The sequence below is a fragment of the Enterococcus silesiacus genome, from assembly GCF_001886225.1.
Taxonomy (GTDB): domain Bacteria; phylum Bacillota; class Bacilli; order Lactobacillales; family Enterococcaceae; genus Enterococcus_L; species Enterococcus_L silesiacus.
The window spans coordinates 25,732-44,339 of the sequence record NZ_JXLC01000018.1; the positions used below are offsets into that span (position 1 = coordinate 25,732).

The window sequence follows — 18,608 nt, forward strand, 5'->3', positions numbered from 1 at the left end:
AGTTACGCACTTTTTTCTCTTAGTTTATCAGCAAATTCATTAATCTTACGAATTCGGTGATTAATCCCAGATTTTGAAATGGCACCTGATGGAATCATCTCACCTAGTTCCTTTAAACTTACTTCAGGATGCTCCAAACGTAATTCGGCGATTTCCTGTAATTTTCCTGGCAAGGCTGTTAAGCCAACTGTGCTTTCGATATACTGAATGTTTTCAATTTGTTTTGATGCGGCATCGATCGTTTTGTTGAGATTCGCTGTTTCGCAGTTAACTAGCCGATTCACTGAATTACGCATATCACGGACGATACGAACATCTTCAAATTTCAACATTGAATTTGTCGCACCAATCAACGTTAGAAAATCAGCGATTCGTTCAGCTCCTTTTAAATAGGAAATATAGCCATTTCTCCGTTCCAATGTTCTTGCATTTAAATCATAATAGTTCAACATCTGGCAAATATCATCGTTGTGTTCTTCATAGATCGAAAATATTTCCAAATGATAGCGGCTAGTTTCTGGATTATTGACAGATCCTGAAGCCATAAAGGCCCCTCTTAAATAGGATCGCATTTTTTGCGCATTTCCTATGATATCATCTGATACATGCGTATTAAACATCATTCCATCTAAAATATCCAAATCAGCAAGAACATTTTTAGTTCCTTGTTTTAAGCGGACAATATAGACATTATTCTTTTTTAACTTCATTTTTTTTCGAACTAATAATTCTGAACGAACATCGTAGTGATCTTTTAAAAGAGAATAGATTCGTCTAGCAATCGCGGCATTTTCTGTCTGAACGTTCAAGACAAATTGCTGATTCACAATGCTTAATGAACCGTTCATACGAATCAATGCAGCCAACTCAGCTCTAGCGTGTTCCCGATGAACTTCTAAAGTCGTCAGCTCTTTTTTTACATCTGCTGCAAAAGACACTCTTCCTTCCTCCTCTCTACTTTTTCTTTAATACCTTGCGCCAAATACAATACGGAATAGTTCATCCACAACTTTATCACCATCATGGAAAACGCCGCCATCTCTTAATTTCAAAAAATCAGTTGATATCACACGACAGCCTTCATTTCTCAGCTTCTGAAAATCATGTTCTACTTGCACTAAATATTCATCATAGACTTCTGGGTCCATATAGCCTTCAGGTACATTTTCAGTATTAACTAGAACCGTATCAACAAATTTACTTTTCAAGTGCTCATGTAACACACACACATGATCGGCATCACTAAAATGTTCTGTTTCGCCTTTTTGGGTCATGATATTGCAAATATACACGACCTCACCTTCTGCATTGATGATTGCTTCACCAATTTCTTTGATCACTAAATTAGGTAAAATACTTGTAAACATACTTCCAGGACCTAAAACAATCATATCGGCTTCTTCGATTGCTTTTACCACTTTTCTAGCAGCTTTTGGCTGTTCATCATCGTTAGTATTGGTCACAAAGACATGATCGATCGTTTTTCGGTCGACGGCAATACTGGATTCGCCAACTGCAACCGTACCATCTTTAAATACAGCATGGAGAGTCAGAGGTCGTTCTGATGAAGGATAGATATGTCCATCCACATGCATCATCTTTGAAAGTAGCTGAATGGCCTCATATGTACTGCCGCGCATTTCAGAAACAGCCGCAATGATCAAATTACCGATTGCATGATTGGCAAAATAATTATCCGATTTATCAAAACGGTATTGAAAAATATCTTCGTACAGCTGAGGCATATCCGAAAGCGCCACTAATACATTTCTTAAATCGCCAGGCGGTGTCATATTCATTGATTCCCGAATCTCACCACTGCTGCCACCATCATCGGCCACTGTGACAACTGCTGTGATATCTGCACTTTGATTCCGAAGGCTTTTTAAGATAACAGGTAAACCAGTCCCACCACCGACAACGACGATTTTTGGTTTTCTAATACGGTACGTTTTCATTTTCATGAGCGGTTCACCGTCTCTTTCCGCTTCCCTTTATCACGATGTGTAATATTTACATGATAGTCTTGTTCCAGCTCTTTACCAATGCGTTCGGTTAAAGCAACAGAACGATGCTGTCCTCCAGTACAACCAATAGCAATGGTAATGCTTGATTTTCCTTCTTTTTCATAGCCAGGCATCACATTTTTCAACAAATCGATAAAACGGGTATAAAAACTTTCCGTCTCTGGAAAACTCATCACGTAATCATAAACAGATGGATCTTGTCCTGTCAAAGGACGCAGCTCTGGAATATAGTGTGGATTTGGTAAGAAACGAACATCCATCACAATATCTGCATCGATCGGCAATCCATACTTAAAGCCAAAAGAAACTAATTCCACACGAAACTCATGTGTATCCCTCGATTTAAACTCTTCATTGATTCTTTCTCGCAATTGTCTAGGCGATAAATCGGTCGTATCAATAACAACTTGGGCATCCCCTTTGATTTCTTCCAGAATCGCCCGTTCTTTTCTAATTCCTTCAGTGATCAGACCATCCATTGCTAACGGATGGGCACGACGCGTCTCTTTATAACGTGAAACAAGTTCTTCATCCGTTGCATCCAAAAACATGATCGTTGTATCGATCAGATTTGTATTCTCTAGTTCAACCAACATATCTTGAATTTCTCTAAAGAAATTGCGAGAACGTAAATCAATTACCAATGCGATCTTCGTTACTTTCCCAGATTCTTTGATCAACTCCCAAAACTTAGGTATCAAGCTGGGAGGCATATTATCGATACAAAAATACCCCATATCTTCGAAACTTTGAATAGCCACAGTTTTCCCTGCTCCGCTCATTCCAGTAATTATCACTAATTGTAAATTATCAGCCATTTTTTAACGCTCCTTTGGAAACATTTTATTAATTATAGCATCCCGGGCGTATCAAAGAAAGCTTTTCAAGTAATTCTTATTTTTCACTCAGTGTTTCTTAGGATATAGCATAAAAAAAAGAGTAAGATTTGGAATTAAATACTTCCATCTCACGCTCATTTTTGATTGAACAATTTACTTGATTACTGTTCTCCGTCTTTCTCAATAATGCGGATATCTCCTGTCTTGGTCATGATAGTATTTTCTATCAAAGTGATAATATTTACATTAAAATATTTTATCAATCTGAAAAATAAGAACCCATGACAAATTTTAAATGTTTTGTCAGGGTTCTTATTTCTATCGTTATCATTTTTGATCGATCTTTCTATTGAAACATGCCTTACTTAAATATACTAGTTAAGGCCAAATACTTTATAATGTTACGCATCTTCAATTACATTAAAGTAATCCAGATTTAAAATAGGATCGTCACAATTTATGACTGGACGATCGCTAGGATGGCATTTAACCACTCTAACTTGAACATCTTTTTCTTTTTTGGAAATCGCTTCTCCCACAAAAAACCAAGAAAAGTTTGACCCATGACAAACATAATGTGCACCAATTTTTACTTCTCTTTTTTTCAAGAAATAATCATCCCTTCATACTCTTTTGTATGTATAGGATATCATGATTTTATCAAAATAATCATTCAACTTACGTATAGATTTTTTCTTTTTTTGACTACTTTTAGATTTAAGTGATTAAAAAACAAATGTTTTTACTTATTTTATTATTTTTTTCTCATTTATATTTATTGAATACTTATTCTTATTTTCTTTTTAATAGTAAAAAAAATTTTAAAAAAAGGTTAGGACCGAACTCTACGAGTCACATCCCAACCTTTTTTCTTTTTTGAACGGATTATTTATAGAAGAAAAGATATATACCAATTAGGTTGAACAATATACCTTTATTAGTGAGATTCTACTTCAATAGTTTAAAGAAATCAATAGCAATAAGTAATTTTGTTTTAAACTTCAGACTTTCTTAAAAAACAGCGATAATACTTTCAAAATGGAGTATACCAATTTATAAAACTCGTTTTAGATATTTTCCAGTATAGCTTGCTTTGACCTTGGCAATCTCTTCTGGTGTTCCAGTTGCGACAATCGTTCCGCCGCCATCTCCACCTTCAGGACCTAAGTCAATAACATGGTCAGCTGATTTGATCACATCTAAATTATGTTCTATAACAAGGACTGTATTTCCAGCTTCAACAAGTCGTTCTAAAACAACTAACAAACGGGCAATATCGTCCGTATGCAACCCTGTTGTTGGTTCATCAAGAATATAAAAGTTTTTGCCATTTGAATTTTTATGAAGTTCACTGGCTAATTTCATCCGCTGTGCTTCACCGCCTGATAATGTGGTAGCTGGCTGACCAAGAGTGACATAGCCTAATCCGACGTCAACGATCGTTTTCAATTTACGATGAATTTTCGGAATATGTTGGAAGAATGCTACTGCATCTTCAACAGTCAAATCTAATATATCTGAAATATTCTTTCCTTTATAATGAACTTCAAGTGTTTCAGAGTTGTATCGTTTACCATGGCATACCTCACAAGGGACGTAAACATCTGGTAAAAAATGCATTTCAATTTTAATGATTCCATCACCGCGACAAGCTTCACAGCGCCCCCCTTTGACATTAAAACTAAAACGACCTTTTTTATAACCACGGACTTTCGCTTCATTTGTCTTTGCAAATAAATCACGAATGTCATCAAAGACACTTGTATAGGTTGCTGGATTACTTCGTGGTGTACGACCAATCGGACTTTGATCGATATCAATGATTTTTTCGATATTTTTATAACCAGTAATACTCTTGTGTTTACCTGGTTTGTTAGAATTTCGATTTATTTTTTGAGCTAAAGCTTTTTTCAAAATTTGGTTAACTAAAGTACTTTTCCCTGAACCAGAAACCCCACTCACTGCAACAAACTCTCCTAGAGGAAACTCTACTGTAACATTCTTTAAGTTATTTTCAGTTGCGCCTGTCACTTTGATTTTCTTACCGTTACCTTTACGACGCTCTTTAGGAACAGGAATCACTTTTTTCCCAGAAAGATATTGTCCGGTTAACGAATTAGGATTTTTAGCTACTTCATCTGGCGTTCCAGATGCAACGATTTCCCCGCCTAAATGTCCAGCACCTGGTCCTACATCGATCAAATAGTCAGAGGCACGCATCGTGTCTTCATCATGTTCAACAACGATCAGCGTATTGCCTAAATCACGCATTTTCTTAAGTGACTCGATCAAGCGGTCATTATCGCGCTGATGTAACCCAATCGAAGGTTCATCTAAAATGTATAACACACCAGATAGATTTGAGCCAATTTGCGTTGCTAGACGAATCCGTTGTGCTTCTCCGCCAGATAAGGTGCCAGCTGCTCGGCTAAGTGTTAAATAATCCAGTCCGACATTTTTTAAAAAGTTCAAACGATCTTCTACTTCTTTTAGAATTGGTTTAGCAATCATTTGTTCTTGGTCAGACAATTTAACTGTTTCAAAAAATTGTACCGCATTTTTGATAGCCAGCTCACTAACTTGACCGATATTTGTATTATCGATTTTGACTGACAAAGCTTGAGGATTCAATCGATATCCCTTGCAGGTTTGACAGGTTAATTCTGTCATGTATAAACGCATTTGATCACGGGTAAAATCACTATTTGTTTCATGGTACCGACGTTTGATGTTCGTTAAAACTCCTTCAAACGGTACTTCTACATCACGGACTCCGCCAAAATCATTTTCATAATGGAAATGGAAGGGTTCACCATTTGACCCATTTAAAATAATATCTTGATGCTCTTCTGGCAACTCCTCAAATGGCGTATCCATGTCAATATTAAAACTATCAGCCGCTTGTTCTAGCATTTGCGGATAGTATTGTGAACTAATTGGATTCCATGGTGCGATTGCTCCTTCACGCAATGTTTTGGTTGAATCAGGAATCACTAGATCACGATCCACTTCCAATTTCATTCCTAATCCATCACAATCAGGACACGCTCCAAATGGTGCATTAAAAGAAAATAATCTTGGTTCTAATTCGCCCACTGTAAATCCACAGTATGGACAAGCGTAATGTTCGCTGAAAAGCATTTCTTCTCCGTCGATTATATCTACCAATGCATACCCGTCAGCAAGTCGTAATGCCGCTTCAAATGAATCAAATAAACGAGAACGAATCCCTTCTTTTACCACGATTCGGTCAATGACAATCGCGATATCATGTTTTTTATTTTTTTCAAGTTCAGGTGCTTCGCTGACATCATAGGTTTCGCCATCGACACGCATCCGCACATAGCCTTCACGTTGAATCATTTCAAAGACTTTTTTATGCTGGCCTTTCTTCTTAACAATTACTGGTGCTAATACTTGAAGTTTCGTCTTTTCTGGCTGTTCTAACACTTTATCTACCATCTGCTCAACAGACTGACTACTGATTTCAGTTCCGTCGTTCGGACAAATCGGATGCCCGACACGAGCGAATAACAGTCTTAAATAATCATTGATCTCTGTTACTGTGCCGACTGTTGATCGAGGATTTTTACTCGTTGTTTTTTGGTCGATAGAAATCGCTGGACTAAGTCCATCAATACTATCGACATCAGGTTTATCCATTTGACCTAAGAATTGTCTAGCATAAGCTGAAAGACTTTCAACATATCGGCGCTGACCTTCCGCATATAATGTATCAAAAGCTAGTGAACTTTTTCCAGAACCAGATAATCCAGTCACTACAACCATTTTGTCACGAGGAATCGTAACATCTATATCTTTTAAATTATGTGCACGTGCGCCATGAATGACGATTTTATCATTTGCCATTACTTCTCTCCTTTGCTGTGAAATACAGCGAGTATTCTTATGAGCTGATGTTGAACAGTACAAGGTGACCGTAGGGAACGTTGATCCTTGATTTTGTTGGTCCGACCTTCAATTCTTTGTACTTTAGCACTTAGAGATTGTTGAGATCGAAACGAAGTGTAGTGTCCCTTACTTCTATGCGAATAAATTCGCAAGAGTAACGGCTCTCCTTTGCTGTGAAACACAGCGAATATTCTTATGAGCTGATGCTTTCTCATCAACGATTCGTCGCAGATAGACATTGTTGAACAGTACAAGGTGACCACAGGGAACATTGATCCTTTTTAGTGAAACACAGCAACTATTCTTTAATCTGCTGCTTTCAATTCTAAAATCGTATCTCTTAAAGTCGCTGCAGTTTCAAAGTCTAGTGCCTTCGCTGCATCTCGCATTTCTTTTTCTAATTTCATCAATAAATCAGCTTTTTCTTGACGAGTCAATTCATGATAATCCTTATCAATTTTGAATGGCTCACCTTTTTCATTTGTTTTAGAAATTGAGATTAACTCACGTATTTCTTTAATGATGGTTTTTGGCGTAATGCCATGCTCTTCATTGTATTTTTCTTGGATTGAACGACGCCTTGCGGTTTCATCCATTGCTTTTTGCATCGAATCAGTAATTTTATCCGCGTACATAATGACACGACCATCTGAGTTACGAGCGGCACGTCCAATGGTTTGAATCAATGAGCGTTCACTTCTCAAGAAACCTTCTTTATCGGCATCTAAAATTGCAATCAATGATACTTCCGGTACATCCAGTCCTTCACGAAGCAAGTTGATACCGATCAATACGTCAAACTCACCTAAACGTAAATCTCGAATAATCTCGGTTCGTTCTAACGTTTTGATATCACTATGAAGATACTTGACTTTAATTCCTAATTCTTTAAGGTAATCCGTTAAATCTTCAGACATTTTCTTCGTTAAAGTTGTGATAAATACACGTTGATCCTTCTCTACACGATCATGGATCTCACCGACTAAATCATCAATTTGTCCCATGATCGGACGAACTTCAATCAATGGATCTAACAGTCCCGTTGGTCGAATGATTTGCGGAATTACGGTATCTGTTTGCTCATACTCGTAAGGTCCAGGAGTTGCAGAAACATAGACAACTTGATGAACATGTTCTTCGAATTCTTCTAAACGTAAGGGACGATTATCCAACGCACTAGGCAAACGGAAACCATAATCCACTAACATTTGTTTTCTAGCACGGTCACCATTATACATGCCGCGAATTTGAGGCATTGATACGTGGGATTCATCGATCACAAGTAAAAAGTCATCTGGGAAGAAGTCGATCAATGTATAAGGCGGTTCTCCTTCTGAACGACCATCCATATGACGAGAATAATTTTCGATACCAGACGTGTAGCCCATTTCTCTCATCATCTCAATATCGTAATTGGTTCGTTGCTCTAGACGTTGCGCTTCTAGCAATTTATTTTCACTACGCAAGACTGTCAAACGCGCCTCTAATTCTTCTTGAATTTGTGAAATCGCATGTTCCATATGGTCTTCATTAGTCACAAAGTGAGTTGCCGGAAAAATTGCCACATGTTCTGTTTCACCGATCACTTCGCCGGTCAACGCATCGACTTCTCTGATGCGTTCAATTTCATCACCAAAAAATTCAACTCTTAAGGCATGATCATCTCTTGAAGCAGGAAAAATTTCCACTACATCGCCTCGTACACGAAAGCGACCACGCTGAAAATCGATATCATTTCGCTCAAATTGAATGTTGACTAGATCTGTCAACAACTGACTACGATCCAGCTCCATGCCTACACGAATGGATACCACTTGTTCGCTGTATTCCTTAGGATCTCCTAAACCAAAAATACAGGAAACTGAGGCAACAACGATCACATCGTTTCTTTCTAATAAAGAACTTGTCGCTGAATGCCGTAATTTATCGATTTCATCATTGATACTAGCATCTTTTTCTATATATGTATCACTTGAAGGGACATACGCTTCTGGTTGGTAATAGTCATAATAACTAACAAAATACTCGACCGCGTTATTAGGGAAGAATTCTTTAAATTCTCCATAAAGCTGTCCAGCTAATGTCTTATTATGAGCAATAACCAAGGTTGGCTTATTCACTTCAGTTATTACATTTGAAATCGTAAATGTTTTCCCAGTTCCTGTAGCACCCAGTAAAATCTGTGCTTTTTCGCCACCTTCGATTCCTTCAACTAATCGTTTAATCGCTTCCGGCTGATCGCCATCCGGTTTATATTTTGATACTAAGTCAAATGTATTGGAGGTCTCTCTTTCTATCATTCAACATCCTCCTTTTGCTTTATTTAATAGTTGAGGTATTGCAACAAAACAACGAACTAAATTTGTCTAAAAAAAGACTACCGACCTGATTAAATCCTTACAGTTCTTATCTTTTGATTCAAACAATCTAATCCATTTACTAGCGATTTCAGCTTCAAAATAAAACTGAATATCCTCTAATTATTTTAACATACCGAACATATTTTCGCTAGTTTTAGAATTGATTTCGTATACGCAATTTATGTCAATTTATATTTTATTTAATCATTTGTTTGCTTTTTCATAATATTGCATCAAGTAATGATTCCTTCACTTCGCAGGCCTATGTATTAGCTAGAAATGTCACGTAACATAACATCAGATGTTAGGAAATGATTTTTTTTTGATTTTCTCATTGTGAATGACTTGTGTTTTTGCCTTTTTTTACTATATAATTATCCAATATGCAAATATAGGAGGTATTTTATGAAACGGAAACACTTTTTACTTTCATTCATTGTGATGATGGCAAGTCTACTGACATTTACCCTTGGGCATTCTGCTCAGGCTGAGGAAAAAACATATAATATAGGAACAGATTTGACTTTTGCCCCTTTTGAATTTCAAGATTCTAAAGGAGAGTATGTGGGAATCGACGTTGATTTGCTAAAAGCAATTGCCAAAGAACAAGAGTTTAAAGTAAATTTAAAACCACTTGGCTTTGACAGCGCCATTCAAGCCGTACAATCCAAACAAGTTGACGGCATGATTGCTGGCATGAGTATTACAGATGAGCGGAAAAAATCTTTTGACTTCTCAGAACCCTATTTCGATAGTGGACTTCAAATGGCAGTCAAAAAAGGCAATGACACAATCAAAAATTACGAAGACTTAAAAGGAAAAACAGTTGCAGCGAAAGTTGGGACTGAAAGTGCAACTTTCTTAGAAAAAAATCAAGACAAATTCGGCTACACAATCAAAAACTTCGATGATGCAACTGGTCTTTATCAGTCACTTGAAAACGCCGAAGCTGATGCGATTTTCGATGACTATCCTGTTTTAGGCTACGCTATAACAAATGGTCAAAAACTTCAATTAGTCGGAAAAAAAGAAACTGGTAGTTCTTATGGTTTTGCTGTAAAAAAAGGGCAAAATAAAGAATTGATTGAAAAATTCAATGCTGGTTTGAAAGGATTAAAAAACTCTGGTAAGTATGAGGAAATCGTAGGTAAGTATATTTCGACGGGCACTGAAACAACAGATACAGATTCTAAAATGAAAAAGATTCAACCTAAAAAAGACACTTACGTGATCGCTAGTGATTCTACATTTGCCCCATTTGAATTTCAAAACGCTGACGGGAAATATGAAGGAATCGATGTTGACTTAGTCAAACGAATCGCTGAGTTACAAGATTTTAACATCGAATTTAAATTTATTGGTTTCAGCTCAGCTGTTCAAGCGGTTGAGTCTGGTCAAGCTGATGCAATGATCGCAGGAATGACGATTACAGATGAACGTGAAAAATCATTTGACTTCTCTACTCCTTATTTCAACAGCGGCATTCAAATCGCTGTAAAAAAAGACAATGACAGCATTCATTCTTACGAAGATTTAAAAGACAAAAAGGTTGGTGCTAAAATTGGGACAGAGAGTGCTGACTTCCTTGAAGCCAACAAAGATAAATATGACTTCTCAATCAAATATCTAGATACAACAGATGCTTTATACAGCGCCCTTGAAATCGGTGAGATCGATGCCATGATGGACGATTATCCTGTGATCGGTTACGGTGTTGCGCAAAAGCAACCATTAGCCACCCCGATTCCTCGTGAAGAAGGCGGGAAATATGGTTTCGCAGTTAAAAAAGGCAAGAATCCTGAGTTGACTCAAATGTTTAATGAGGGGTTAGCTGAATTAAAACGGACTGGTGAATATGATGAGATCATCGGAAAATATGTAAAAGATGGTTCTTCAGAAAACAAAGTAGATGAATCAACATTCGTTGGTATGATCCAAAACAACTGGAAACGTCTATTAAGTGGTTTGTGGATGACAATTCAATTAACACTAATTTCATTTATTTTAGCTTTGATCGTTGGAGTGATTTTCGGATTATTCAGCGCTTCTCCATCAAAAGCTTTACGCGTGATATCAACTATTTATGTTGACATCATCCGCGGCATTCCTTTAATGGTATTAGCCTTTTTCATCTACTTCGGCTTGCCAGGAATTTTAGGTTTCAATATTCCTGTGTTCCTTGCAGGAATTATTACTCTGACACTAAACGCAAGTGCTTATATTTCTGAAATCGTACGCGGCGGGATCAATGCAGTACCTGCTGGTCAAATGGAAGCTTCACGTAGTTTAGGTCTTTCATACAACCGTACGATGCAAAAAATCATTTTACCGCAAGCAATTAAAATTATGATCCCATCATTCGTTAATCAATTTGTTATTTCTTTAAAAGATACAACGATTCTATCTGCAATCGGCTTGATCGAGTTACTTCAAACAGGTAAAATCATCGTTGCCAGAAACTTACAAAGTACAATGGTATACTTCGTAATCGCGATGATGTACCTGATTTTGATCACAGCCTTGACGAAATTAGCTAAAGTATTGGAAAAGAAGGTGAAATAATATGGCTGAAAAAATTCTAGTAGAGCATTTAGTAAAAAAATATGGTGATAATACGGTTTTGAATGATATCAACGTATCCATCCAAGAAGGCGATGTTGTTTGTGTTATAGGTCCTTCCGGTTCTGGTAAAAGTACTTTTCTTCGCTGTTTGAACCAACTTGAAGAAGCGACAAGTGGCGATATCATTATCGATGGTGCGAATCTAACAGATAAAAATACCAACATAAATAAAATCCGTCAACATATCGGCATGGTTTTCCAGCACTTCAATCTCTTTCCTCACCTGTCGATCATGGAAAATATTACTTTGGCTCCGACTGATTTAGGTCGTCTTTCAAAAAAAGAAGCAGCAGAAAAAGCAATCAAGCTATTAGATACAGTTGGTTTAGCGGATAAAAAAGACAGCTATCCTGAATCATTATCTGGTGGACAAAAGCAACGTGTCGCAATCGCTCGTGCCTTAGCAATGAATCCAGACATCATGTTATTCGATGAACCAACGTCAGCTCTTGATCCTGAGATGGTTGGCGATGTATTGAATGTTATGAAAAAATTAGCCAAACAAGGAATGACCATGGTAATCGTAACTCATGAAATGGGCTTTGCTAAAGAAGTAGCAAATCGTGTAATGTTTATCGATGGTGGTAATTTCTTGGAAGATGGTACACCGCAACAAATCTTTGAAAATCCGCAAAACGAACGGACGAAAGATTTCTTGGATAAAGTATTGAATATTTAAAAAATAACGTAAGGTACACACTAGATATGTCCCAGAGTAAAACCGAAGAAATTTTCATTTCTTCGGTTTTTTGTATATCGAAGGAAGTTCGAAAGGCTCTACAGGTCAAACTGCTACTCTCCACTCTCCAAAAATGAACTTGAAAAGAAAAGAAAAAACTGATAGACTTTTGCTTTAACTAAAATGAAAAGATGTGATTAATCTGAGCAACAAATTGAATAATTATAAAATGGTTGATATTGTGAAATATATTGCAGCTATTATGGTGATTTGTATTCACTGCAACCCCATTACTTCTCAAGAACCTTTAAATTTTTTTATAAAAAATATTGTGTGTCGAATCGCAGTTCCATTCTTTTTTATTAGTAGTGCCTATTTTGTACGAAAAGGTTCTGATCATAAAGAAAAATACATCAAGAATTATTTAAAAAAATTAGGAAAATCCTACCTCGCTTGGAGTATATTATTTATCTATGTTGGCATTAGTTGGATTAATGAGCATCTTGGATATTCAGGTTTTTTATTGATCATCTCCTTCTTTTTCGGGTTACTTCAAGTTGGAGTTTATTATCATTTGTGGTATATTCCAGCAATGATTTTCTCTTTATTCATCGTTAACAAGGCGTTGAAATACATATCTTATAAAACAGTTTTTCTGATTTCAATCTTGCTATTTATGTTCGGTAGCTTAGAAACGTATTATGGCTTTTTACCTGCTGGCATCCTAAAAAATACATTTGATGGCATTATTCAACTAATTTTCACAACAAGAACGGGCCTTTTATTTGGTTCAATCTTTGTTACAATCGGTTTTTTTATCTATGACTATCAAGAGCGATTGCAGTCGTTGCTAAAATTTCTCCCTTTTTTAACAATCTTATTTAGCTTCTTGCTTATGGTTGAAGGATTTTTCTTATTTAATGTTGAACGATTGGATATGAATTTTTTATTGATGCTAATCCCATTTAGTTTTTTCTTTTTTTTATGGATATTGTCATCTTCAATAAAAATAAAAATTGATACGAAGAAGATTCGTGAATTATCAATGTATTATTACTTTGTTCACCCCGTTTGTATTATCTTAGTCGAAGAAACTGGTAAAGGATACCAGTTATCATGGCTTCGTTCAGGCGTTATTAGTTTTTTTCTGATTGTTTTATTTACTCATTTTTTGAGTTTGATTATTATTGAAATACGCAAAAAAGCACGATCTCGCAAACAAATATTTCTTGCTGGATTTTTAGGAATTTTTGTTACATTTCCGGTAGGTATTTTATTCTTTGTAAATAGAGTTGATAATATTAACGTAAAATATGAAATGGTTCCATGTTTGTGGTTTGTATTTAGCTTCGTTGTCTATTATTTATTGCAGAAGCGGAAAAAAATAAAAGCCGTCAATTAACTACAAATCAGTTTAAAAAGAGTATGAGACAAAAGCTAAAATTCACTTTTGTCTCATACTCTAATTGTTAATAAACAGTGGATGTACATGTAAGCCCATCGATACTAATTATCATCAGTTCATAAACTCACCATAATGCTTGATAATTCCTGGAATTATTTCTTACTTATTAGGATCAAACGCCTCCGTCTTTCTTAATGTACAATAGCTTCAAGTCTATTAGCTACTTCTTGTTCCGAAAGTTCATTTCTCATCACATAGCGATTTGCAGGATGATGGCGACATTCATCTGAACAGCTGCCAAGATATTTCGCTTCATTTTCTTCTGAGGCTAAAATTTGTTTATTACAGAAAGGATTGGCACAATTGATGTAACGTTCACACAGTGTGCCGTCAAACCAATCTTTACCAATGATTTTTTTATCTACATGATTGATTTCAACACTGATTCGCTCATCAAAGACGTACATTTTGCCATCCCATAACTCGCCTCTTGTCTTAGGATCTTTTCCATAAACTGCGATACCGCCATGAAGTTGGGCAACATCTTCAAAACCTTCTTTGATCAACCAGCCAGAAAATTTCTCACAGCGAATACCACCAGTACAGTAAGTAACCACTTTTTTATCCATAAATTGCTCTTTATTGTCTCTGATCCATTGCGGTAATTCTCTAAAGTTACGAATATCTGGACGAACGGCTCCTCTAAAATGACCTAAATCAAATTCATAATCATTTCTCGCATCGATCACAACAGTATTTTCATCAAGTAACGCTTCTTTAAACTCAACTGGTTCTAAATATTTCCCAGTTAGTTCCAACGGATTAATATCTTCCTCCAAGCTTAAAGAAACAAGCTCTTTTCTAGGACGGACAAATATTTTATGAAATGCATTTTCTGGCACTTCATCAATTTTGAAATACGTATCTTTAAAACGTTCATCAGCTAACATTGCTTCCATATAAGCATCCGTATCAGCAATCGTTCCTGAAAGTGTGCCGTTGATTCCTTCTGTTGCAACTAGAATTCTTCCTTTTAGGTTCAATGATTTACAAAAAGCTAAATGCTCCTTTGCAAATTCTTCGGGGTTTTCAATCGTCGTGTATTTATAATAAAGTAATACGCGGTAATCCATTTTATCTTTCTCCTTTGTCTAAGAAACTGTTTTGCTATCTCCATAATAACTGTACAGTCCCTATTTTATCTTCATACGTATTTAGTATATAAAAAAAGAAATAGAAAAAGCGAGCTATTTGCTTGTGGAATAATGCACATATATATATAAGCGAAACAAACTATTTAGACCTCGAACAAATTAGGAAAATGAGGATGGGACAGAAGTGTTTAACCCCGAGAAATAAGAGGGAATTCACGAAAATTGTTCTTCAAATTTTTGTGAATTTCAGCTTATTTCCGAAGGGGTTGCTTCTGCTCCCACCGTTTATCCGGATTCCATGTGAGCGGGATATGACTCGAAGAGTTATGTCCCACTCACATTTTGTCTATTTTTTGAGAGTTCTGATTTGTGTAGCTAGATCACAGAAAAGCGGTACGATCCGTTTTTCCTTCAAGTTCACTGTCCTTCAAAAATAGTAAAACTGTTCAAGCTTTCTAAAAAAACTTGAACAGTTTTACTATTTTAATTTCTTATTGTCCAGATACCGCAAAATAATTCTCATCATTATCAGCAAAGTTAAAGACTAATCCAGTTGGTAATTGAACTAATTCTCCTACTCTTACACCAGCATCTTTCATTTTCTTGTATAAAGCTATCACATCGTCTGCAAAAAACATCAATGATGGTGTATTCCCAGCAACTTCTGGTGAATGTTGTTGAATAAATGCTAAATCGTATAAAACAATCATTGTTTCTGCACTTTCACTTGGTGCAATCTCCACAACAAGTGTGCCATCGACAGCATCTCTTTCTTTTTCTACAAAGCCGATTTTTTGCCAGAACTTACTTGATTCCTCTACGTTTGTTACATATAACATTATTTTGATTTGGTTAGTAAACATTTTTTTGCTCCTCATCTTTGTTTTTTCATTTTAAAATAAATGCTTATTCATTATATACTTTTTATGATAGCCTATGGTAACTTATCATAAAGAATAATAATATAAAAATTAATAATCTTGTCCACACAAAAAACTGCACTCCTTAAAGATTGTAGTTTTTTTTAGTTGCATTGCTATTAAGCCAAGCTAGGTACGAAATTAATTTCAATGTTAAGAAGTGTAATTTTTATAAAACTCATTAAAAATTATATCTTCAACTGACTTTTTTATATTCCTCAAGTTGGTTAAATCTTCTAATTTACTTAATTTTTTCGTTATAGCTTTTGTAGTGATATCTGTTCCAAACTCTTTATTTAATTTATTAACTAACTTCAATGCCGTATCATTGATATATTCCCGTTTTTCACTTACCTATAAGTCTTCAAATCTATATATCATGTCAAATCTGGACTTTAGCGAATCAGGTATGTTCTTTTGATAATACTCATCAGTCATATATGTATGGAGATTTCTTCCATAAAAACAATTGAACAAGAAAGTAGAGGATTTAGAGGAGGCAAACAAATAACCTTTTGTGTTTACAAGATGGAAGCGTTAACTTTCGTAAAGACAAATTAATATATCAAGTAACATAAAATGGATTCGCTCATGCCTAAAGAAAACCTACAGCTTCACCGGCAGTAGGTTTTCTTTATCTTAAATTTTAGTTTTCTTCATACTATACAAATGTATGGTAATGAACAACTTTTAAATAATAAAATTTAAACTCAGCAATAAATGAACTTTTACGGGTAAAAAGAGGCTTGTGAACTTCGTAAGTCTCTTTTTATTTGCATGGAATATTGAAGCCTATCAATCTAAGTGAATATTTTCTCTACTACCTCTCTCCACTCGGGATTAATTTTATTATAATCACTTTTCCATTTAACCTGCGTATGCTGATAAGCTTTATGAGGTTTATTACTTGAAGGGGGAGTGTATCCTAATATATCTTCAATGCAATTTTCTAAGACGGTTAATCTAGAATCATCGCTCAAAGCGTCTTTAATAGGTTTATTCATGACTTCGGCTCCTGTGACGCCCGAGTCAAGATCATGCATAACGTACGGCGTTATACCCATAGCTTTTAAATACTTTACGAGAGATATTATTGTTGCTTTACCTCTTGCTCTAACGATTTGCCAGTTACACAAGACATTCTTTTTAAGCTCGTCAGGCATTAAAGAGATAGTTTCTTTTAGAACTATTTCCTCAGTATCACCTTCAATAATTAGGATATTCTTTGCAAAAAATATTCTCGCAAGATAATCGTCAATTTTCAGAATTAATTTTACATAGTCCTTTTCATCAGACTGTAAGGTCTTGAATGCATCTTGAATATTGAAAGGTTGATTGTTTATCACTTCACAATCAAAACAAGTGCCATCTTCAGTTTCAACAGCAGAGATGTTAGTCGACAAGTAATTTAATACTTGACCTACTTGTTTACTTAAGTCAATCATGTAAGGAGAATGCGTAGAACATACAATTTGATTATTGGACGTCGTCGCTAGTGCATAAATTGTATCTCTCATTTGATTGGCGGCATTTGGATGTAAGTATAGTTCGGGCTCTTCAAAGCATATTATCAATGATCTACCATCAGATTTTTTCTCCATGTCTCTTATCGCCTTGTATCGTAGTAGGGCGAAAACAGTTGATCGGATTACTCCTGTTCCTTGCATTTCCACAGAAGTTGGTATATTACTTGTCATAGATACCGAAAACTTTGGTTTTATAGCATCGTCTGCGTCGGAAAGCTCTGCTTGAGCATTCAAACCTATGCCAGTAAAAACTCCGTCTAATACGCCATTCAAGCCTTCCATCATTTTACCAAACTCAGTCGTGGAATCTTCAGGGTCCATTTCGGTAGCTAGTTTATTTAAGTACTCCTGAGCTTTCTTATAATTATCGGACTCATTTCTGACATCAGTAAACAGTTCGCTTAATATGCTCTGAAATGTCCCTTTAGTTTCTCCAAGATTCTCTGAACCGTCATGAGCAGGTATATATAGCACTTTCGGCAGTCTCGAAAGTACGTTTCCAGCTATTCCACCAGGATTTTGAATCCACTCATCCTCAGCCGAAGAATAATCAAATAGCTCAATTTCATTCTCAAAAGTATTCAAAAATTCTTCAAGTTTACCTTTCGCTAGGTTAGTATCTTGATTTTCTTTTTCGTATTTCGTACCTTTAAGTGAATCTTTCGGAAGTCCTTTCTCGATGAAGTCAGAGATTTTTTTAACATCTTCAAACTCTTTGTTGAGGGTTTTTTTTCTTGATTTCATTTCGATAATTCGTGACATATCTGGAGTGAAAGTTTTTCTATAGAATATGGAGTTCCCTTTTATTTCAGTGCCATCGGGTAATGTCTCAACATAAGGAAACAAACGCCCCTTAAATCCTCTCCAGCTAGATGCCGTATCCGGAACTTCTCTAAACTCTGCAGTCAAAGTAATCTCTCTACACGTGTTAATATAGTCATCTTGGAAAAACTTGAAGAAGAAACTCTCTGGTAATTTACTAGTATCTGTAAGCAATAACTCAATAGCTTTTAGAATACTGCTTTTACCTGTATTGTTTTCCCCAATAAGGAAGCTAGCATTCGAGAACATAATATCTGTATTATAATGTCGCCTGTATCCTTCGATTTGGAATTTATGTAATTTCATCTTAACACTCCTTTTATATTGATAATTTTATTATAT

12 protein-coding genes and 1 pseudogene are annotated in these 18,608 nt (G+C 35.8%); 4 read left to right on the plus strand and 9 right to left on the minus strand.

The features are described from left to right. Positions 1 to 2: 2 nt before the first annotated feature. The 6 genes from whiA to uvrB all read right to left on the minus strand — a co-directional run bounded on the left by whiA (position 3) and on the right by uvrB (position 9,078). On the minus strand, positions 3 to 938 hold the full coding sequence (gene whiA, locus RV15_RS12270; RefSeq protein WP_071878336.1) for a DNA-binding protein WhiA: 936 nt from the start codon (positions 936 to 938) through the stop codon (positions 3 to 5). A 27-nt stretch (positions 939 to 965) separates the two neighbouring features. Next, positions 966 to 1,964 (minus strand): gluconeogenesis factor YvcK family protein, encoded by a 999-nt coding sequence (locus RV15_RS12275; protein WP_071878337.1) that lies wholly within the window; start codon positions 1,962 to 1,964, stop codon positions 966 to 968. Beyond that, complete coding sequence (gene rapZ, locus RV15_RS12280) at positions 1,961 to 2,845, minus strand: RNase adapter RapZ (RefSeq protein ID WP_071878338.1); 885 nt, start codon at positions 2,843 to 2,845, stop codon at positions 1,961 to 1,963. Before rapZ ends, RV15_RS12275 begins: the two co-directional genes overlap by 4 nt. A gap of 422 nt (positions 2,846 to 3,267) precedes the next feature. After that, the gene (locus RV15_RS12285) at positions 3,268 to 3,474 is read right to left on the minus strand and encodes a hypothetical protein (protein WP_071878339.1); all 207 of its coding nucleotides are present in this window, start codon (positions 3,472 to 3,474) and stop codon (positions 3,268 to 3,270) included. A gap of 445 nt (positions 3,475 to 3,919) precedes the next feature. Further along, entirely contained in the window at positions 3,920 to 6,736 is a 2,817-nt protein-coding gene (uvrA, locus tag RV15_RS12290; RefSeq protein WP_071878340.1) for an excinuclease ABC subunit UvrA, read from the minus strand. A gap of 347 nt (positions 6,737 to 7,083) precedes the next feature. Further along, positions 7,084 to 9,078 (minus strand): excinuclease ABC subunit UvrB, encoded by a 1,995-nt coding sequence (uvrB, locus tag RV15_RS12295; RefSeq protein ID WP_071878341.1) that lies wholly within the window; start codon positions 9,076 to 9,078, stop codon positions 7,084 to 7,086. A 465-nt stretch (positions 9,079 to 9,543) separates the two neighbouring features. On the opposite strand from uvrB, the gene RV15_RS12300 reads away from it, so the two are divergent. The 3 genes from RV15_RS12300 to RV15_RS12310 all read left to right on the plus strand — a co-directional run bounded on the left by RV15_RS12300 (position 9,544) and on the right by RV15_RS12310 (position 13,841). Then, positions 9,544 to 11,700, plus strand: coding sequence for an amino acid ABC transporter substrate-binding protein/permease (locus RV15_RS12300; protein WP_071878342.1), 2,157 nt, complete (start codon positions 9,544 to 9,546; stop codon positions 11,698 to 11,700). A gap of 1 nt (position 11,701) precedes the next feature. Then, positions 11,702 to 12,439 carry an amino acid ABC transporter ATP-binding protein gene (locus tag RV15_RS12305; RefSeq protein ID WP_071878343.1) on the plus strand — a complete coding sequence of 246 codons (738 nt, stop codon included), beginning with the start codon at positions 11,702 to 11,704 and terminating at the stop codon, positions 12,437 to 12,439. 214 nt (positions 12,440 to 12,653) lie between these two features. Then, positions 12,654 to 13,841: an acyltransferase family protein gene (locus tag RV15_RS12310; RefSeq protein WP_245791362.1), complete on the plus strand. Its 1,188-nt coding sequence runs from the start codon at positions 12,654 to 12,656 to the stop codon at positions 13,839 to 13,841. 194 nt (positions 13,842 to 14,035) lie between these two features. Here RV15_RS12310 and trhO read toward each other — a convergent pair whose 3' ends face one another. Beyond that, complete coding sequence (gene trhO / locus RV15_RS12315; protein WP_071878345.1) at positions 14,036 to 14,977, minus strand: oxygen-dependent tRNA uridine(34) hydroxylase TrhO; 942 nt, start codon at positions 14,975 to 14,977, stop codon at positions 14,036 to 14,038. A gap of 188 nt (positions 14,978 to 15,165) precedes the next feature. Between trhO and RV15_RS19185 the strand changes: the two are divergent. After that, a pseudogene (locus RV15_RS19185) lies at positions 15,166 to 15,294 on the plus strand (DUF3788 family protein); the annotation flags it as partial. Between the two features lie 195 nt (positions 15,295 to 15,489). Here RV15_RS19185 and RV15_RS12325 read toward each other — a convergent pair. Then, complete coding sequence (locus RV15_RS12325) at positions 15,490 to 15,861, minus strand: VOC family protein (RefSeq protein ID WP_071878346.1); 372 nt, start codon at positions 15,859 to 15,861, stop codon at positions 15,490 to 15,492. Positions 15,862 to 16,718: 857 nt separating this feature from the next. Further along, positions 16,719 to 18,572, minus strand: coding sequence for an AAA family ATPase (locus RV15_RS12330; RefSeq protein ID WP_071878347.1), 1,854 nt, complete (start codon positions 18,570 to 18,572; stop codon positions 16,719 to 16,721). Positions 18,573 to 18,608 lie beyond the last annotated feature (36 nt).